20 protein-coding genes are annotated in these 17,087 nt (G+C 71.1%); 6 read left to right on the forward strand and 14 right to left on the reverse strand.

The genetic code is table 11. The annotated features are described in order from the left end of the window. Nucleotides 1-20: 20 nt before the first annotated feature. Complete coding sequence (locus tag HNR13_RS09115) at nt 21-515, reverse strand: MarR family winged helix-turn-helix transcriptional regulator (RefSeq protein ID WP_343063514.1); 495 nt, start codon at nt 513-515, stop codon at nt 21-23. Between the two features lie 169 nt (nt 516-684). Between HNR13_RS09115 and HNR13_RS09120 the strand changes: the two genes are divergently transcribed. After that, complete coding sequence (locus HNR13_RS09120) at nt 685-987, forward strand: hypothetical protein (protein ID WP_179605458.1); 303 nt, start codon at nt 685-687, stop codon at nt 985-987. Between the two features lie 88 nt (nt 988-1,075). On the opposite strand, the gene HNR13_RS09125 is transcribed toward HNR13_RS09120, so the two are convergent. Both HNR13_RS09125 and HNR13_RS09130 read right to left on the reverse strand, forming a co-directional pair. Beyond that, entirely contained in the window at nt 1,076-2,491 is a 1,416-nt protein-coding gene (locus HNR13_RS09125) for an MFS transporter (RefSeq protein WP_179605459.1), read from the reverse strand. A 53-nt stretch (nt 2,492-2,544) separates the two neighbouring features. Further along, nucleotides 2,545-2,790 (reverse strand): hypothetical protein, encoded by a 246-nt coding sequence (locus tag HNR13_RS09130; protein WP_179605460.1) that lies wholly within the window; start codon nt 2,788-2,790, stop codon nt 2,545-2,547. A gap of 95 nt (nt 2,791-2,885) precedes the next feature. Between HNR13_RS09130 and HNR13_RS09135 the strand changes: the two genes are divergently transcribed. Further along, nucleotides 2,886-3,251: a DUF7882 family protein gene (locus tag HNR13_RS09135; protein ID WP_179605461.1), complete on the forward strand. Its 366-nt coding sequence runs from the start codon at nt 2,886-2,888 to the stop codon at nt 3,249-3,251. Nucleotide 3,252: 1 nt separating this feature from the next. Beyond that, nucleotides 3,253-3,576 carry a DUF7882 family protein gene (locus tag HNR13_RS09140; RefSeq protein WP_179605462.1) on the forward strand — a complete coding sequence of 108 codons (324 nt, stop codon included), beginning with the start codon at nt 3,253-3,255 and terminating at the stop codon, nt 3,574-3,576. A 46-nt stretch (nt 3,577-3,622) separates the two neighbouring features. On the opposite strand, the gene HNR13_RS09145 is transcribed toward HNR13_RS09140, so the two are convergent. Next, complete coding sequence (locus tag HNR13_RS09145; protein ID WP_179605463.1) at nt 3,623-4,411, reverse strand: nucleotidyltransferase domain-containing protein; 789 nt, start codon at nt 4,409-4,411, stop codon at nt 3,623-3,625. A 41-nt stretch (nt 4,412-4,452) separates the two neighbouring features. Between HNR13_RS09145 and HNR13_RS09150 the strand changes: the two genes are divergently transcribed. After that, on the forward strand, nt 4,453-4,698 hold the full coding sequence (locus HNR13_RS09150; protein ID WP_179605464.1) for a hypothetical protein: 246 nt from the start codon (nt 4,453-4,455) through the stop codon (nt 4,696-4,698). Nucleotides 4,699-4,735: 37 nt separating this feature from the next. Here HNR13_RS09150 and HNR13_RS09155 read toward each other — a convergent pair whose 3' ends face one another. The 5 genes from HNR13_RS09155 to HNR13_RS09175 form a co-directional block, all read right to left on the reverse strand. Continuing rightward, nucleotides 4,736-5,002 (reverse strand): hypothetical protein, encoded by a 267-nt coding sequence (locus tag HNR13_RS09155; RefSeq protein ID WP_179605465.1) that lies wholly within the window; start codon nt 5,000-5,002, stop codon nt 4,736-4,738. Between the two features lie 190 nt (nt 5,003-5,192). Continuing rightward, on the reverse strand, nt 5,193-5,534 hold the full coding sequence (locus HNR13_RS09160; RefSeq protein WP_179605466.1) for an SdpI family protein: 342 nt from the start codon (nt 5,532-5,534) through the stop codon (nt 5,193-5,195). Further along, complete coding sequence (locus tag HNR13_RS09165; RefSeq protein WP_179605467.1) at nt 5,524-6,498, reverse strand: HTTM domain-containing protein; 975 nt, start codon at nt 6,496-6,498, stop codon at nt 5,524-5,526. The genes HNR13_RS09160 and HNR13_RS09165 overlap by 11 nt, the downstream gene beginning before the upstream one ends. Beyond that, complete coding sequence (locus HNR13_RS09170) at nt 6,491-6,994, reverse strand: SdpA family antimicrobial peptide system protein (protein ID WP_179605468.1); 504 nt, start codon at nt 6,992-6,994, stop codon at nt 6,491-6,493. The genes HNR13_RS09165 and HNR13_RS09170 overlap by 8 nt, the downstream gene beginning before the upstream one ends. Nucleotides 6,995-7,072: 78 nt before the next feature. Next, a complete protein-coding gene (locus HNR13_RS09175) occupies nt 7,073-7,798 on the reverse strand; it encodes a sporulation delaying protein family toxin (RefSeq protein WP_179605469.1) in 726 nt (241 codons plus the stop codon). Between the two features lie 198 nt (nt 7,799-7,996). Here HNR13_RS09175 and gad point away from each other — a divergent pair, with 198 nt between their 5' ends. Continuing rightward, nucleotides 7,997-9,382, forward strand: a complete 1,386-nt coding sequence (gad, locus tag HNR13_RS09180; protein ID WP_179605470.1) for a glutamate decarboxylase — start codon at nt 7,997-7,999, stop codon at nt 9,380-9,382. A 30-nt stretch (nt 9,383-9,412) separates the two neighbouring features. Here gad and HNR13_RS09185 read toward each other — a convergent pair whose 3' ends face one another. The 5 genes from HNR13_RS09185 to HNR13_RS09205 form a co-directional block, all read right to left on the reverse strand. Continuing rightward, complete coding sequence (locus HNR13_RS09185; protein ID WP_179605471.1) at nt 9,413-10,348, reverse strand: quinone oxidoreductase family protein; 936 nt, start codon at nt 10,346-10,348, stop codon at nt 9,413-9,415. Nucleotides 10,349-10,398: 50 nt separating this feature from the next. Further along, a complete protein-coding gene (locus HNR13_RS09190; protein WP_179605472.1) occupies nt 10,399-10,836 on the reverse strand; it encodes a hypothetical protein in 438 nt (145 codons plus the stop codon). After that, complete coding sequence (locus HNR13_RS09195) at nt 10,833-11,918, reverse strand: NYN domain-containing protein (protein WP_179605473.1); 1,086 nt, start codon at nt 11,916-11,918, stop codon at nt 10,833-10,835. The genes HNR13_RS09190 and HNR13_RS09195 overlap by 4 nt, the downstream gene beginning before the upstream one ends. 457 nt (nt 11,919-12,375) lie before the next feature. Then, a complete protein-coding gene (locus tag HNR13_RS09200) occupies nt 12,376-13,788 on the reverse strand; it encodes an aspartate aminotransferase family protein (protein WP_179605474.1) in 1,413 nt (470 codons plus the stop codon). Between the two features lie 22 nt (nt 13,789-13,810). Further along, nucleotides 13,811-15,295, reverse strand: a complete 1,485-nt coding sequence (locus HNR13_RS09205; RefSeq protein ID WP_179605475.1) for a CoA-acylating methylmalonate-semialdehyde dehydrogenase — start codon at nt 15,293-15,295, stop codon at nt 13,811-13,813. A gap of 91 nt (nt 15,296-15,386) precedes the next feature. Here HNR13_RS09205 and HNR13_RS09210 point away from each other — a divergent pair, with 91 nt between their 5' ends. Further along, nucleotides 15,387-16,997: a PucR family transcriptional regulator gene (locus HNR13_RS09210; protein ID WP_246312738.1), complete on the forward strand. Its 1,611-nt coding sequence runs from the start codon at nt 15,387-15,389 to the stop codon at nt 16,995-16,997. Nucleotides 16,998-17,087: the final 90 nt, after the last annotated feature.

Genomic DNA, 17,087 nt, shown 5'->3' on the forward strand with positions numbered 1-17,087 from the left:
GTGCGGTTCCGGCGGCGGCGCTACAGACCGGCGGCCGCGCCCGGGAGCAGGAGGGTGAAACGTCCGTCCGCGCTCGGGAGGTCGCCCGCCGCGCTCGCGAACGCCCGGAACGACGCCACGGCCGCGTCGCGCTCGGCCGGCTCCATCACGGCGAGGACGTCGGCGAGCGCCGAGCGCCGGTGACCGATGACGCGCTGGACGAGCGAGCTGCCCTCCGCCGTCAGCCCGACGCGGACGAAGCGGCGGTCGTCGGGATCCTCGGTGCGCTCGACCAGGCCGAGGCGGACGAGCTTCTCGCAGGTGCGGGTGGCGTTGGAGGCGTGCACGCCGAGCTCGGCGGCCACGCCGCCGAGCGTCTGGGGGCCGCGGGTGGCGATCATCACCAGGACGCGGAGCTGTGGAGAGGTGACGATGTCCTCCACCTCGGACACCGAGCGCGCGGCGACGCGCATCATCACGTCCGCCGCCTGGAGGGCTGCGTCGACGTCGTCGGCGTGCTGTTCGTCCTGGTCCACTCTCCAGTTGTACCGTGCATCCCTGCACTCGTGCATCAGCGCGCCGCCGGCGCCGGGCGTGGCGCGGCTGAACGGGAGGTGCCAGGGTGCTCGGAGTGCCGCCCGACCACTACCGCACCGGGCGCGATCGCGGGATAATTGCGCTGTCGCAATCAAGGAGGCGATCATCATGGTCGGAGCACACGAGCGCGACGCGGTCGAGGGCCGGTACACCCAGGCCGAGCCCGAGGCGGCCGAGGAGCGCGTCGTCCACGGTCAGTACACCGAAGGAGAGGGCCATCTCGGTCCGGACACCGAGATCGCCGGGGCCTACGTGGGCACCGAGCGCGAGGGCAGGCCGCCCGTCGTGCGCAGCACCCACCAGCGGAGCGGGAACTACCCGAAAGCGGAGCATGAGGCCGCAGCCGCCGCCACGCCCGCCGCGCCGGGGGAGAACGCGCCCCGCGAGGCCGAACCTCCCGCGGTGGGCTGACCCCCTCCACCCGGGGCGCCCCGGGCCCGTCCACGGGACGCCCCGAGCCCATCCGCGCGCCCCGAAGCAGTCCCATCCCGCGCGGACCCTAACTCGGCGCGGCCTCCGCGGCGCTCCCGGGCGCCCCGCCCGGCTGCGTCCGCCGCCGCACGAACACCAGCAGGCACAGGTGGACGACGGCGAGCGCGCTCGCGACGCCGACGGCGGCGAGCCAGCTCGCCGGGGTCGTCCCGGTGCTGAACAGGAGCCCGAGGACAGTCGTCGCCACGATCGCGCCGACGTAGCGGGAGGTCTGGAAGATCCCCGCGGCCACGCCCGCGTCCTGCGGCCGGGCGGCGGAGTACAGCGCCTGGTTCATCCCGATGCTGACGACGCAGTAGGGGACGCCGAGGGCCGCGGTGATCAGCAGCACCACCCACGGCGCCGTGGTGGCCGCCGCGACGCCGAGCAGCACCGCGCCGACGATCAGGGCCGAGGCGCCGGCGAGCAGCGTCGGCCGCAGCCCGACGCCCTCGATCGCGCGGGCCGCCAGCGGCGTGACCGCGATCGTCACCGCCGCCAGCGGGAACATCAGCAGCCCGGTCACACCGGCCGAGTAGCCGCTGTGCTCCTGCAGGTACTGGGGGAGGCCGAAGAACGCCGAGTAGTAGACCGTGTTGAACACCGCGAAGCAGAGGTAGACCATCAGCAGCCGGTGGTTGGCGCCGAGCAGCCGCAGGTCCAGGAACGGGTGGGAGGTGCGCAGCTCGCGCCAGACGAACAGCGCCCCCGCGATCGGCACCACCGGCAGCAGCCACCACAGCGGCTCCGGGCGCAGGTCGAGCAGGAAGATCAGCAGCGCGGTCAGCGTCGCGATGAACAGCAGGATGCCCGGCACGTCCGACTCCGCGACGACCCGCCGCAGCGGCACGCGCTCGCGGGCCGCGTCCCGGGGCGCGAAGAACCGCACGCCGACGAACGCGAGCACGGCCAGCGGCACGTTGACCCAGAAGATCGCCTGCCAGCCGAGGAAGGTGACCAGCGCGCCGCCCAGGACCGGGCCGACCGCGGCACCCGACGTGTTCGCGATCTGGATGCGGCCGAGCAGCCGCGGCGTCCCGGCCGAGCTGTGCGCGGCGATCGTCCGCAGCATCGCGATCGCGGACGGGAACGCGGTCGCCGTCCCGATCGCCAGCGCGACGCGGCCCGCGCACACCGCCGCGAACGACCCGGAGAACGGGGTGAGCGCACAGGCCAGCACGACCACGAGCATCCCGAACAGGAACAGCCGGCGCGGGCCGAACCGGTCGGCGAACCGGCCCATCAACGGCTGCCCGGCCGCGGAGGCCAGATAGAACGAGGTGATCACCCAGGTGACCGTGGTGACGCTCACCTGGAAGTCGCGCTGCAGCGGCACCAACGCGACCGCGATCATCGACGAGTTGAGCGGGTTGAGCAGCGTGCCGAGGCTGAGCGCGGCCACCGCCCAGCCCGTGCGGGCGGGGGCGGAGGAGGCGTCGGTCACCCGACCCACCCTACGCGTCGCGCAGGCGGCGCCCGGCCGCCCGCCGCGCCGCGTCAGTCGTCCAGGTCAGCCGTGGTCAGCGGGATCGTCGAACGGTACGGGTAGGCGGGCATGGACGAGAACTCCTCGTCGTCGTCCAGCTCGTACACGTCGTAGGCGAGGGCGCCGGCGAACAGTGTGGCGACGCGGATCTCACCCGGAGGACAGCCTCCGATCAATGGCACGACCACGACACTGTCCAGGGTGCGGCCGTCCTCGTACAGAAGTGCCGCTTTGATGGTTCGCGTGAGAGCGTCCATGACCAGACCGTACGCCGCGCCGGGGCGACACCTTGACGGCGCGCGGGCGGACGGCGAAAGTAACAGTCGGAGCGGACGCGCCGGAGAGGACACCAATGGGAACGCTGATCTACGACGGAGCCGACGGTTTCACCTTCGACGACCGGGTGCTCGCCCACCTGCAGGCGGTGATCGCCACGAAGCTGAGACGGCGGGAGGGATTCCTGCTGATCTGGTCCGACCGCACGGGCGGCACGGAGCCGACGCTGCGCTCGATCTGGCTCGACCCGTCGATCAGCCTCCAGTTCGTCTTCACCCACAACCGGCTCCCCGAGCTCAACCGGGAATGGCTCACCATCCTCACCGAGAAGGCGAACGGCAACGCCGGCCTGATGCTGGAGGACGAGCTCCGCGCGGAGATCCGCCAGGAGGTCCCCGAGGGGAGTTACCGCGACTCCCGCGCGAAGAAGCAGGCCGACTGAGATGGGCAAACTGATCTACGGCGCGGGCCGGGAGTACGAGTTCGACGACCGGACCCTCTCCCACGTCAAGATCGCCCTGGTCACCAAGCTGCGCCGCCACGAGAGCTTCCTGCTCAACTGGGAGATCCCGGTCGAGCAGGGCGGAGGCCGGATGAGCCTCTGGATCAGCCGCGAGATCCCGCTGGCGTTCGTCTTCAACGGCTCGCGCCCGCCGACGCTCAACGAGCGCTGGATGGAGGCGCTGCTGCAGACCAGTCAGCGGACCGGCGGCATGGTGGTCATGCCGGAGAGCTCGGTGGAGGACCGGCCGGCGTCCGAGGAGTGAGCGGGCCGCGCCCGCGCCGGGGACGCCGGGCGGCGGCGACGGTTCGTCAGGGCAGGACGAGCGCGCGGAAGTAGGCGTCCGCCTCCGCCGCCGCCGCGGCGAGGTCCGACCGCCCGGCCGCGCCCCGCTCAGCGGCTGCGGCGAGCTCATCCTGGACGAAGCGCCGGAGCACGGCGGGCGGCTCGCCCCCGCCGAGCTCGCGGGTGACGGCCTTCACTGCGATGAGCTCCGCGGCGGCGACCGCGACGTCCGCCTCCGGCTCGCTCTCCGCCAGAAGCGTCGGGAGGTCCATCGGCGCCACGGCCCGGTCGGGGTGGACACGCAACCAGCGCAGCGTCGCGGCCGGGCGCAGCGCGTAGAAGAAGCGCTTCAGCTTGCCGCCCGGATCCGCCGCGTGCCGCAGACCGATGTGCAGGTAGTGGTCGATCACCCGCTCCCGGTCCAGGATGCGGCCGGCCAGCTCCAGCATCCCGTCCCGGAACGCGGGGTCGCCGCCATACACGATCGGGGAGCGCAGCCACTCGACGACGGTCGCGTTGCCGCGCACGAGCAGCCCGAGCGCCTTGCGGACATCCCAGCCGTTGACGTCGAACACGGCGTCCAGCGGGGTCTCGACGACATCCCGGAGCGGGGTCAGCCGCAGGTAGTCCTCCACCGGGCGCAGGAACAGGAACCGGGCGTCGTAGTCGCTGTCCGGCGACGGGAAACCCCAGGCCCGGCTGCCGCTCTCGATCGCAAGCGTGACGGTCACGCCGTGCACGGCCGCGACGTCCTCCAACCGGCGGTCGATGTCGGCGACGACGGCGGGATCGAGGCTATCCGGGATGGCGCGCATCCACCGATGCTATCCGCCCGATACCGGCCTACCATCGAAGCATGGACAAGGTGGAGGGCCGGCTCGGCGCTCGCGCCGAGCGGGCGGCTGAATGGCTGGACGCCAAGCTGCTCCCCGTCCTCGGTCCGCCTCCGCTCGGCCCGTACGGCCAGGAGGCGCCGAGGACGGAAGCCGCGACGTGCCCGCTGTGCAGCCGCCGCATCGACGAGCACGGGATCCAGCGCGACCACGGTCACGCGTTCCTGATCTGCCCGTCGCCGGCGCGCACGCAGCTGCAGGTCGAGTGACCGGCCGGTATTGAACGCTCGCGGCCGGCCGTGCGCGTCAGGCGGAGGTGCGCGCCGGGCGGGGCGGCGGGGCCAGCAGGAGCGGGACCACGCCGTAGGCGAAGGCGGCGAACGGGACGAGGATCCACGCACCGAGGACGGCCTGGTGGGGGTCCCCAGCGCGGATCGTCAGCCCGGTCGACACCAGCCATTGTGCCGAGGCGATGGCGGACACGCTGCCTGTCGCCAAGAGGATGAGGCGCCGCGCGAGAGCGTGGATCGTGGGATAGAGCACCGCGACGACGCCGATCGCGGCGGCGCCCATCGCGACAGCGAACGCCCCGGCGAAGAACTCCTGCGTGGGAGTGGAGCGGTCGGCTGGACCGGGCCCGGACCAGTGGGTACCGACCGCGATCGGGAGCTCCCCTTTCCAGACGAGCCAGGAGCAGAGGACGGCTGCCGGTGGGAGGAGGACGGCTATCGCTGCGGCTAGCTTCCGAGGCCACAGGGGAGCATCACCTGTTCGCATCGATGGCCCGCAACGCGTGTCGAATGGCGACCGCTACAGCCCAGAGCATGACCGCGATCAACGACACCAGGAGGAAAGGAAAGCTCGCGGGGAAGACATAGAGACCGAGGACCACGGGAACCGCGGCAAGAGAGAGCAACAACTGCTTGATCAGCAACGGAAGCAGAGAGCGGTGCACCGCACTCCACACATGCTCGTCTCTCATGGCGCTCGAGATCCTGAACCCGACCAGTGGATTGGGTCCGACCTTGATCGCGAGAAGCGTGAGCAGGTAGGTCACGGCTGGGATGGCTGACACGAGCAGCGTGAGGGCGAGTTCAGGCAACACGGGTGCCTTCATAGGTCGGCTTTCGTCCAGGTGTACTCAACGCGGTGCGACGCAAGCGTCGGAACAACCGGAGGGGATAGCCATCCCGGGGCCGCCAGCAGCTGATGACGAGGGCACCGGTCATGGCGATGAAGAATGTGACGAGTCCCATCACTGCGGCTATCACCAGATGGAAGCCGAGGCCCAGAACAAGCGCAGCGAGCCGAAGCCGCCTACGGCGCCAGCCGAATACCAAGAAGGCGGCGATCACCAATTCCAGAATCATCGTCCCCCAGGTAGCGGCCGCGCTGATCACGGGAGCAGCAAGGAGATCAAGGAGCAAGCTCTCGCCGTCTTTGCTCACACCGAAGCCCGAGTTCTGTGCCCAGTACCACAAGGCGGTACCTTCGGCCCAGATCGGATGACCGAGTTTGACGAGGGCGGCCTCGACATAGACGTAGGCGACCTGAATCGTGCACACCCAGAGCAGCATGTTGGAGAGGACGAATCGGACGTGGGTTCCGGGTCGTCGATTCTCGGTGAAGGCCGTCAACCGTCGATCGGTGAGGCTGGCGACGGACAGAAGAATGGCCAGGGTCACGGTGAGCTGATCCCCGCCCTCGATGCCGATTGCGTTGCTCGAGAGGCTGAACGCCGCGTAGGCGTGAAGCCACCCACTCACCGCGGGGACGATTCCGAGAATCGTCGGAAGGCAGAAGATCGCGAGAACCAAACGAACGGTGTCGAGATCGCCTCCCCCAGCGATGCAGAACGCTCCAGCTGAACCGACATCGACGCAGCTGACGGCCTGAGTCGCCGAGGGGTCGCCGGAGTGCAGAAGGATTGCGGCTGGATTGCACACGAGTGTCAGAAAGGTGCCAAGAGCTAGTACCGCTCGGGCGACGAACACCTGGAGTCCGAATGGATCCCGTCCGAGCCGTACGAGCGCCCACGTGCCGAGTGCATCGATCCGTCTGTCAAACATCGCAGTCCACCGTGAGAGCAAGAACCCGAGTCTGCTTGGTGCGTGTGAGCTCTCGGTACCCGTACGGGATCGGAGTCTGACGCACAAGCGCGACACTGCTGGCGCACAGTGGTTCAGGCCGGGCAGGCGAAAGGGCGACGCGGGTGATGGGTACCAGCGGCTCGATGCATCCGGTCAAGTCCTGGGGTGCCGGGCACTCGACCCATTCAGCGTCCTCGTCGATTGCTGAATACAAAACGTTGATATCGACGGACTCGGCTCTGGAAAGCCGCGAGAGGCCGAACATGTATTTCGGCTGGACGATGGAGTCCTGGTCGAGAATCTCCCACGTCGAGGCTCCGTGTTGCATGATCGCAACGCTGACGCGATCCTCCCGGGCATCGCGCGTGAAGAATCCCCACCCTTGAAGAAAGACCATGGACATCGTTCTCGTCGCGCCGTCCGGTCCCGCCGGGGTGAACACGTTCGACGGAAACTTGTTGCCGAGGATGGACATTCCTGCGATCACTGCGACGAGAGACGTCGTCGCCGTGAATGTCATCGCGGAACGTCGCGTCTTGCGCACCTCTGACGCTCACGAAGCGCGAAGCGCGACGGTGATTCGGCGGACCTCTTCGCTCTCGGAGAGAGTCGGATAGCTCTGGACCAACTCGGTGGGGTTCGTTGCGTGCGGTGCCTTCTTCCCGTTGAAGACCCCGTTCGTGTCCCACAGGCCGTTCTGGTTGTAGACCATGTTGACAGCCCCAGCGACGTTGAAAGCGACGACTGCGATGGCCGCTCCGAGGGCGATGGCAGCGACCGACACCGCAGCGCAGACCGCCACGATGCCGCAGCGGGCGGAGCGGATGGGCGTGCCGCTGGCTCCGGGGTATTCGCGATCGAGGGCTTCCGCGAATGAAGTCCCGAAGATCCCGAGAGCAGATTGCACCTGATACGGGTCACCTGAGGTGATGCTCGGGAAGGCGGCCATGAGTTTGTCGCCGTCTGCCGCGATCATCGATGCCGTGAGTCGAGCCTCCACCTCCTGGACGACCACGAGATCTTCCGTCGTGAGATTCGACGGATAGTCGACGACTCGATCGAGAGCCTCTGCGACGGGGCCCTTGGCGAAGACGATGCCCTGAATCATCTCCTCCAAACCGAATCTCGGCTCCTGCTCGACATCGGCACGCGCTGAAACTCCGTTCGAGTCCGACGGGCTCGACTGTCGCTCGATGCTCTGGGCCGGCGTGGCTGCGGAGACGACAAGCAACGCCGCAGCGGCTAGCGAAATCGCAGGTCGGAGAATCTTGTGGTGCATGAGAACCTCATCATTGATCGCCAGAAATAGACATCTAAAATGTTTGGCTAAAAACTAGCATGTAAGCGATCTTCGGGGAAGACCGAGCCTGATTTCGACGGGTGAGCACCACGGCAGTCACCGCGTCCGTAACCGCGTGAATGAACCCGCATATAGCGGCCCTGCGACATCCAGCCTCCCTGGCATAGGCTCGGCTCCATGCGGCACGGTTACGAGTCCCCCGAGGAGCCCGTCGGTCTGAACCCCGTGTTCTCGCGCGCCGGGGAGGCGACCGAGTTCCCGCGGTTCACCCTCCCGGAGGGGGAGTCGCTGCCGGACACGGCGTTCCAGGTGGTGCACGACGAGGCCATGTTGGACGGGAACGCCCGGCTGAACCTGGCCACCTTCGTCGGCACCTGGATGGAGGATCAGGCCGGGCGGCTCTACTCGGAGGCCGTCGACAAGAACATCGTCGACAAGGACGAGTACCCGCAGACCGCCGCCATCGAGACGCGGTGCTGGCGGATGCTCGCCGGGCTGTGGAACGCGCCGGACCCGGCGAAGTCGATCGGCACCTCCACCATCGGCTCGTCCGAGGCGTGCATGCTCGGCGGGCTCGCGCTGAAGCGGCGCTGGCAGCAGCGGCGGCGCGCGGCCGGGCTGTCGACCGAGAAGCCCAACCTCGTGATGAGCGCCGCCGTGCAGGTCTGCTGGGAGAAGTTCTGCAACTACTTCGAGGTCGAGCCGCGGTTCGTGCCGATCTCGCTCGACCACAAGACGCTCGACGGGGACGGGCTCGACGGGTACGTGGACGAGAACACGATCGGCGTCGTCGCGATCATGGGCGTCACCTACACCGGGATGTACGAGCCGGTGCAGGCGATCAGCGACGCGCTCGACGCGATCCAGAAGAAGACCGGGCTGGACATCCCCATCCACGTCGATGGCGCGTCCGGCGCGATGGTGGCGCCGTTCATCCAGCCCGACATCGTCTGGGACTTCCGGCTGGAGCGGGTGGCGTCCATCAACACCTCCGGGCACAAGTACGGGCTCGTGTATCCCGGGATCGGCTGGGTGGTCTGGCGGGAGGCCGACCTGCTGCCCGAGGAGCTGATCTTCAAGGTCAGCTACCTCGGGGGCTCGATGCCCACGTTCGGGATCAACTTCTCCCGGCCGGGCGCGCAGGTGCTGCTGCAGTACTACCAGTTCCTGCGCCTGGGGTTCGACGGCTACACGCGCGTGCAGTCCGCCTCCCGGGACGTCGCCCGCTACCTCGCCGACGAGGTGCGCGCCCTGGACCGGTTCGACATCTGGACGGACGGCTCCGACATCCCGGTCGCGGCGTGGCAGCTGAAGGCCGACCACGACGAGCCCTGGACGCTGTACGACCTGTCGATGCGGCTGCGGACGCGCGGCTGGCTGGTGCCCGCCTACCCGATGCCGGAGGCGCTCACCGACGTGACCGTGCAGCGGGCCGTGGTCCGCAACGGGCTCAGCCGCGATCTGGCGGGCGGGCTGGTCGACGCGATACGGACGAGCGTGCAGGAGCTGGACCAGCTGAAGGCGCCGATGCCGGGGCCGGAGCGGGTGGCGTTCCACCACTGAGCCGGCCGGGCCTCACGACGACAGTGCGCGTCACGGCAGCAGCGCGATCTTCCCTCCCGGGTGCCCCTCCGCGAGGAAGCGCAGCGCCTCCGGCGCCTCGGCGAGCGGGTACGTGCGCGCGATCGGCACCTGGAGGCGGCCCTCCGCCGCGAGCGCCAGCAGCCGCGGCCGCACGGCGTCGCGGAAGGCGGCGCTCTCCGGCTGGGCGCCGAAGATGAGGTGGATACCCTCCGCCCCGGCACGGCCGGTGTCGACGATCGTGACGATGCGGTCGCGGTCGGCGACCAGCTCGAGGGAGACGTCGATCGCCTCGTCCGTGCCGACGGTGTCGAGGGCGGCGGCGATCGGGCCCTTCGCGGCGTCCCGCACCCGGTCGGCGAGCCCGGGGCCGTAGGCGACGGGGATGCCGCCGAAGCGCCGCACCCGGGCGAAGCTGGCCTCGCTCGCGGTTCCGATGACGTGCGCACCGAGCTCCGCCGCCTGCTGCAGGACGCTCACGCCCACCGCGCCGGACGCGCCGTGGACGAGGATGGTGTCTCCGGCGCCGACGCGGGTCACGTCGAGCATCTGCGCGGCCGTCGCCCCGGCGAGGAGCAGGTTAGCGGCCTCCTCGTCGGTGAGCGCGGCGGGCTTGGCGAAGACGTCGGCGGCCGGGACGGTGATCTCCGTGGCGTAGCCGCCCTGGATGCGGAACGCGACGACCGGGTCGCCCGGCGCGCCGCCTCCCGACGCGATCTCGGTGCCCGGACCGAGCTCCACCAGCTCGCCGGCCGCCTCGTAGCCGATCGCCACGGGGAGCTCGAGGCCCGGGCGCGGGCGGGAGACGTGCTTGTAGTCCGCCGGGTTGACGCCCGCGGCGCGCACCCGGATCGTCACCTCACCGGGTCCGGGATGCGGCACCTCCCGCTCGGCGAACGTCCACGTGTCCGGGGATCCCCACTGCTCTGCCAACCACACTCGTGCCATGCCGACAGTCAACGCGGGGAGCCTGGGCGCGCGCTCAGAATGACGCGCGCTCAGGACGACGGCGGCGTCGTCGGGCGGTCGCCGCCGAACCACGCCGCGCCGCGGCCCACCCAGAGCGGCAGCGCGATGGCGACGGCGAGACCCATCGACAGGATGCCGGCGACCGGCTGCGTCGTGAGCGCCGTGTAGAGGCCGACGCCGAGGTGGACCACGCTCGCCAGCAGCACGATCACCCGGGCGAGGTCGACGCCGCGGAAGACGCCGAACCCGACCGCGATGTACGCGACCGCGACGATGAGGTAGCCGATCGTGGAGACCAGGATGTCGCCGGTCTCGCTCGCGGGGAGGATGCCCCGGATCGCCGCGAGCACGATCAGCAGCACGCTGAGGATCAGCTCGACCGTGCCGACCAGCCAGCACAGGATGGCGACGGCGGTCACGACGCCGGGACGCTCCGCGTTCCCGCGCTCGACACCGGGCGCGCTCATGAGGCCGACACCGCGTCGGAGGCCTTGCCGCTGTGCCGGACGCGGCGCGAGCGGGTGGGGGCGAGCCGGAGGACCTGCGCGGTGGAGCTGTCGTCGAGCTCCACCAGGTCACTGCGGGACTTGATGAAGTCGCTGAAGGACCGGTAGCCGAGGGCCTTCTCGCTGAAGGACGGGTCCATGCGTTTCATCTGGCCCTTCACCGACGAGCTGTGCAGCCACTCGGTGTCGTCCTTCTCGTGGCCGAGTTGCATCGCCCGGGCGAGGAGGCGCGTGGCGACGACCTGGGGGTCCTCGGCGGTCTCCTCCTCGGCCTCCGGCTCGGGGGTCGCCGCCTTGCGCTTGCGCGCGGGGCGGGTGGCCGGCTCGGCGGTCTGTCCGGCCTCCGCCTCGGCGGCAGCCGCCTTCGATCGAGAGGCGGAACGGCCGCGGGAGGCGCTCGGGGGAGCGGCCGGAGTCGCGTCCGCCTCCTGCTCGGTAGGCGCCGCCACGACCGCCGCCTCCGCCTCCGCCGCCTCGTCACGGGCGATGCCGGGGAGGTCGTCGTAGCTGACGAACTCATCGCACGCGGCCGCCAGCGAGCGCGCCGTCGACCCGGCGACGCCGATGCCGATCACGTACCGGCCGAGGCGCTTGATCCGCTGGGCCAGCGGGATGTAGTCGGAGTCGCCCGCCACGATGACGACGTGGGTGAGCTCGGGGAGCCGGAACAGGTCCTCCACCGCGTCGACCGCGAGGCGGATGTCGGCGCCGTTCTTCGCGTAGGCCGCGGCCGGGAAGAGCTGCACCAGGTCGACCGCGCGGCCGACGAGCTGGCCGCGATACTCGGCGTTCACCGCGGCGGACCAGTCGGCGTACGCGCGGGTGAGCACGAGCGTGCCGAACGAGGACGCGAAGTCGATGACCGCCCCCAGGTCGACGCGCGCCTCCGCGAGCTTCGCGACGAAGGCGGGCTTCGGCTGCGTGCCCGACTTCTGCCGGTCGCGCATGAACGACCCGCGGCCGTGCACCTGGTCGTAGCGGGAGATGACGATGTTGTCGAAGTCGATATAGACCGCGACGCGGCCGTCCCCGGGTTCGCTCATGCTGTCACGATATCCCGCGCGCCGCCTCCCGCCCCAGACGCCATGTCGGCAACGGAGGAGATGGGCCGCGACACGCCGGGCGACGGCAGGGAATGGAGGAGATCGGAGTCCGGGGAGGCCGGAAGTCCTCCGTTAGCTGCAGGGAGGTGGGAGGTGCCGGGCCGGGTGGGGGCCGGGGGTCGAGCCGGGTCGGTGGCGCGGCAGGGGTAGGCAGCGGAGGAGATCGGGCCGGGGCGTGGCCCGATCCCCTCCGTTCGCTGCCGATGGGCGGCGTGGCGGGCGGAGTCTCCTCCGTTAGCTGCGGGGGGCGCGGGTGCGGACGGCTAGGGCGGGCCGTGGGTAGGTGTCGGTCGCGGGGGGTAGGCAGCGGAGGAGATCGGGCCGCGGGGCGGCCCGATCTCCTCCGTTCACTGCCGAGGGGCGGCGGGGCGGCGTCTCCTCCGCTCGCCGCGCGGCGTCAGCGGGTGTGGCGGTCCGCGACCGTGAGGGCGGCGTCGATCGCGGCGAGGCCGCGGCGGAGCTCGTCCTCCTCGATCACCAGCGGCGGGGCGATGTGGACGCGGTTGAAGTGCGTGAACGGCCAGACGCCGGCCGCCTTGCAGGCCGCGGCGACCTCGCCCATCGGGGCCGCATCGGCGCCTGCGGCGTTGAACGGCACCAGCGGCTCGCGCGTCTCGCGGTCGCGCACCAGCTCCAGCGCCCAGAACAAGCCGCGGCCGCGGACCTCGCCGAGCGAGGGGTGCCGGTCGAGCCAGGCGGTGATCTCGGGCTCCACGACGCGCTCGCCGAGGTCGCGCACACGCTCCAGGATGCCATCGCGCTCGAACACGTCGAACGTGGCGACGCCGGCGGCGCAGGCCAGCGGGTGGCCCGAGTACGTCAGGCCGCCCTGGAACGACACGTCGTCGAAGAACGAGGCGATCGCGTCCGAGATGACGACGCCGCCGAGCGGAACGTAGCCGGAGTTGACGCCCTTCGCGAAGGTGATGAGGTCGGGCACGACCCCGAACGCGTCCACCGCGAACCACTCGCCGACCCGGCCGAAGCCGACCATCACCTCGTCGGCGATGTAGACGATCCCGTACTTGTCGCACAGCGCACGCACGCCGGCGAGATAGCCGGGCGGCGGCACCAGGACGCCGTTGGTGCCCACGATCGTCTCGATGATGATCGCGGCGACCGTGGCGGCGCCCTCCAGGACGATGACGCTCTCCAGGTGCTCCAGCGCGCGCTGCGTCTCCTCCTCCGGGGTGGTGGAGTGGAACGCGGAGCGGTACAGGTACGGGCCGAAGAAGTGCGCGACGGACGGGTCGCTCGGCTCGTTCGCCCAGCGCCGCGGGTCGCCGGTCAGCGAGATCGCCGTCGCCGTGCCGCCGTGGTACGAGCGGTACATGGACAGCACCTTGCGCCGTCCGGTCACCCGGCGGGCCATCCGCACGGCGTACTCGTTCGCGTCCGCGCCGCCGTTGGTGAAGAACACCCGGTTCAGCGTGCCGGGCGCGACCCGGGCGATCCGTCGGGCGAGCTCGCCGCGCACGTCGTTCGCCATCGAGGGCTGGATGGTCGCGAGGCGGCCGGCCTGCTGCTGGATGGCGGCGACGAGGTCGGGGTGCTGGTGGCCCAGGTTGAGGTTGACCAGCTGCGAGCTGAAGTCGAGGTACGCGTTGCCCCGGTAATCCCAGAACGTCGAGCCCTCGCCCGCGGCGATCGGCAGCGGGTCGATCTGCGCCTGGGCGCTCCAGGAGTGGAAGACGTGGCTGCGGTCGTCGCTGCGGACCTGCGTCTCGGCGTCGGCGTCCCCGAAGGAGTGCGAGACGCCGCGACGGTCGGTGAAGCCGGTGCGGACGGTGGTGTCGATGGTGTCGGTCATGTCGTGACTTCTCTCGGGAGGCTCAGGAGTTGCCGGGGAACGCGAGCTCGATCTTCGAGTGCACCGGGTCGGGCCAGCGCGTCGTCACGACCTTGCTGCGCGTGTAGAAGTGGAACGACTCGGGACCGTAGATGTGCGAGTCGCCGAACAGCGAGTTCTTCCAGCCGCCGAACGAGTAGGCGCCGATCGGCACCGGGATGGGCACGTTGATGCCGACCATGCCGACCTCCACGTCGAACTCGAACTGCCGGGCGGCGCCGCCGTCCCGGGTGAAGAGGGCGACACCGTTGCCGTACGGGTTGGCGTTGATGAGGGCGACCGCCTCGTCGAAGGTGTCGACGCGGACGACCGAGAGGACCGGTCCGAAGATCTCGTCGTCGTAGACCGCGGTGCCCGGCTTCACGTGGTCGACCAGGCTGACGCCGACGAAGAAGCCGTCGTTGTCGAACTGCTGCGCGGTGCCGTCCACGACGACCGTGGCGCCCTGTTCGGCGGCCTTCGCCACGTAGGAGGCGACCTTGTCGCGGTGCTCGCGGGTGATGAGCGGGCCCATCTCGCTGGCCGGGTCGGTGCCGGGGCCGATCGCGAGCGAGCCGAGCCGGCGCTGGATGGCCGGGACGAGCCGGTCGCCCGCCTCGCCGACCGCGACCAGCACGCTGACCGCCATGCAGCGCTCGCCCGCCGAGCCGTAGGCGGCGGAGACGGCGGCGTCGGCCGCGGCCTCGATGTCGGCGTCCTCCAGGACGACCATGTGGTTCTTGGCCCCGCCGAGGGCCTGGACGCGCTTGCCGTTGGCGGCGGCGCGCTGGTAGATCGAGCGGGCGATCGGCGTGGAGCCGACGAAGGAGACGGCCGCGACGTCGGGGGAGTCGAGCAGGGTGTCGACGGCCTCCTTGTCGCCGTGCACGACGTTCAGCACGCCGGCCGGCAGCCCGGCCTCGGCGAACAGCTTCGCCAGGAAGACCGACGCGGACGGGTCCTTCTCGCTGGGCTTGAGGACGACGGTGTTGCCGCAGGCGATCGCGCTCGCGACCATCCACAGCGGCACCATGACCGGGAAGTTGAACGGGGTGATGCACGCGACGACGCCGACCGGCTGCTTGACGCTGTGCACGTCGATGCCGGTGGAGACCTGCTCGCTGTACTCGCCCTTGAGCTTGTCGATGAGGCCGGACGCGAACTCGACGTTCTCGAGGCCGCGCGCGATCTCGCCGGCGGCGTCGGAGAGCACCTTGCCGTGCTCGCTCGTCACGATCGCGGCGAGCTCGGAGCGGCGCTCGGTGAGGAGGTGGCGGAGCCGGAACATCACGTCGGCGCGCTTGGTCAGGCTGGTGGCGCGCCAGCCCGGGAGGGCGGCCTTCGCCGCGGCGATCGCGGCCTCGGTCTCTGCGGCGCTGGCGAGCACGACGTCGTGCTGCCGGACGCCGGTTGCGGGGTCGAAGACGGGGCCGAGGCGGGCCGGGTCGCCGGACTCCTCGCCGTTCACGAAGTGGCGGATGAGGGCCACGGGATCCTCCTGGGGATGCTGCGCCGGACGGAATGCCCGGCGGGGGAAGTAGGCTTGCAATCCCCATGATCACAGAGCGGAGGAGCGATCGATGATGCCAGATCGTCGGGCGTTCGGGCAAGACGACACAGTTCGTCCGGGACCGGAGCGGATGCTCCTGCCGACGGTCCGCGAGGTGCTGAGGATGGACCCGGTGGCCGACGCGCTGCCGGAGGTCCTGGCCGGGGAGGACGGCCTCGACGCGCTCGTCCGCTGGGTGCACGTGGCCGAGACGGCCGACGTGGCGCGACTGGTGTCCGGCGGCGAGCTGCTGCTGGCGACCGGGCTCGGCTGGTCGCACGACGAGCACGCGCTGCGGTCGCTCGGCCGCGAGCTCGCCGACGCCGGGGTCGCGGGGCTCGTGCTGGAGCTGGGCGAGCGGACCCCCGAGGCGCCCGCGCCGCTCCTCGAGGAGTTCCGCCTCGCGGGACTGCCGTTCGTGGTCCTGCACCGGGAGGCGCGGTTCGTCGCGATCACGGAGGCCGTGCACGCGCGCATCATCGACGACCAGACGGTGGCGCTGCGGGCGCGGGACGAGATCCGCGAGCTGTTCACGGGGCTCAGCCTGCGCGGCAGCCCCGCCGACTTCATCGTCGCGCAGGCGGCGCGCGTGCTGCGCTGCCCGGTGGTGCTGGAGGACACCGGCCACCAGGTCCTGGTCGCCGAGAACGTCGGCGACGGCGAGGCCGAACTCGAGCGCTGGGAGCAGCGCTCGCGGGCGGCGCACCGGGGCGCGGGCGAGGCGGGCTGGACGCTGACGCCCGTGGAGGCCCGCGGCATGCGCTGGGGCCACCTGGTCGCCCTCCCCGGGGAGCCGCATCCCGCCGGCCGCTCCAGCGTGCTGGAGCAGGCGGCCGTCGCCCTCGCGCTCAGCCGTCTCGCCGACCGCGACGAGGAGGAGTGGACGCGGCGCAGCCACGTCGCGTTGATCGGCGCGCTGCTGGGGCGGCGCTTCGCCGGCGACGGCGGGATGGCGGCGCGGTTCGAGGCGTCCGGGTTCCCGGTCGCCGGCCGGGTGCTCGCCGGCGTCGCCGTGCGCACCCGGTCGGGACGGGTCGAGTCGGGGTCCGCGGCGCGGGCGCTGGAGGCGGCGCGGGCGGCCGGGTCCGACGCCATCGCGGCCGCCCATCCGGCGTCGCCCGGGCTGCTGGTGGTCGCCGTGTCCTCCCGGTCGGGCCGGCCGGGGGCGGACGCCGTCGCCGACGCGCTGGCGGGAGGCGACGCCGCGGTGGTCGGTGTCGGCTCGGACGCGCACGGCATCCCCGGGCTGCTGTCGTCGGTCGAGGAGGCCGTGGAGCTGACCGGCCGCGGCGGCGGCGGCCGCGGCAGGCACGCGGTCGTGCAGCGCGCCGAGAGCCGTCCGCTGCTGCGGCTGGTCACGGCGTTCGGCGACGACCCGCGGCTGCAGGAGTACGCCGAGCGGATGCTCCGGCCGCTCATCGAGCACGACCTCGCCAACGACGGCGACCTGATCGAGGTGCTCCGCGCCTACCTCAGCCACCCGGGCAACCGGACCCGGGCCGCGGCCGCGAGCCACCTCTCCCGGTCGGTGTTCTACCAGCGGATCGCGCTCATCGAGGACCTGCTCGGCCTCGACCTCGACGACGGCGAGACCATCGGCGCGCTGCACGCCGCCGTGCTCGCGCGGCGCATCCGGAGCTGACGCGGCGCCGCGGCCTCCCGACATTCGCCACGAATGTCGCCTTTCGCCGCCGCATTCGCGACATTCGGCCCGAATCGCGAAATCGCGATT

Origin of the sequence: Leifsonia shinshuensis (genome assembly GCF_013410375.1) — a bacterium.
Lineage (GTDB): Bacteria > Actinomycetota > Actinomycetes > Actinomycetales > Microbacteriaceae > Leifsonia > Leifsonia shinshuensis.

Bases quoted from the DNA above. Each gene is read 5' to 3' on its own strand.
- HNR13_RS09120 (WP_179605458.1), top strand. From the start codon at position 685: ATGGTCGGAGCACACGAGCGCGACGCGGTCGAGGGCCGGTACACCCAG.
- HNR13_RS09130 (WP_179605460.1), bottom strand. From the start codon at position 2,790: ATGGACGCTCTCACGCGAACCATCAAAGCGGCACTTCTGTACGAGGAC.
- HNR13_RS09135 (WP_179605461.1), top strand. From the start codon at position 2,886: ATGGGAACGCTGATCTACGACGGAGCCGACGGTTTCACCTTCGACGAC.
- HNR13_RS09140 (WP_179605462.1), top strand. From the start codon at position 3,253: ATGGGCAAACTGATCTACGGCGCGGGCCGGGAGTACGAGTTCGACGAC.
- HNR13_RS09145 (WP_179605463.1), bottom strand. From the start codon at position 4,411: ATGCGCGCCATCCCGGATAGCCTCGATCCCGCCGTCGTCGCCGACATC.
- HNR13_RS09150 (WP_179605464.1), top strand. From the start codon at position 4,453: ATGGACAAGGTGGAGGGCCGGCTCGGCGCTCGCGCCGAGCGGGCGGCT.
- HNR13_RS09155 (WP_179605465.1), bottom strand. From the start codon at position 5,002: ATGGGCGCCGCCGCGATCGGCGTCGTCGCGGTGCTCTATCCCACGATC.
- HNR13_RS09165 (WP_179605467.1), bottom strand. From the start codon at position 6,498: ATGTTTGACAGACGGATCGATGCACTCGGCACGTGGGCGCTCGTACGG.
- HNR13_RS09170 (WP_179605468.1), bottom strand. From the start codon at position 6,994: ATGTCCATCCTCGGCAACAAGTTTCCGTCGAACGTGTTCACCCCGGCG.
- HNR13_RS09175 (WP_179605469.1), bottom strand. From the start codon at position 7,798: ATGCACCACAAGATTCTCCGACCTGCGATTTCGCTAGCCGCTGCGGCG.
- gad (WP_179605470.1), top strand. From the start codon at position 7,997: ATGCGGCACGGTTACGAGTCCCCCGAGGAGCCCGTCGGTCTGAACCCC.
- HNR13_RS09185 (WP_179605471.1), bottom strand. From the start codon at position 10,348: ATGGCACGAGTGTGGTTGGCAGAGCAGTGGGGATCCCCGGACACGTGG.
- HNR13_RS09190 (WP_179605472.1), bottom strand. From the start codon at position 10,836: ATGAGCGCGCCCGGTGTCGAGCGCGGGAACGCGGAGCGTCCCGGCGTC.
- HNR13_RS09195 (WP_179605473.1), bottom strand. From the start codon at position 11,918: ATGAGCGAACCCGGGGACGGCCGCGTCGCGGTCTATATCGACTTCGAC.
- HNR13_RS09200 (WP_179605474.1), bottom strand. From the start codon at position 13,788: ATGACCGACACCATCGACACCACCGTCCGCACCGGCTTCACCGACCGT.
- HNR13_RS09210 (WP_246312738.1), top strand. From the start codon at position 15,387: ATGATGCCAGATCGTCGGGCGTTCGGGCAAGACGACACAGTTCGTCCG.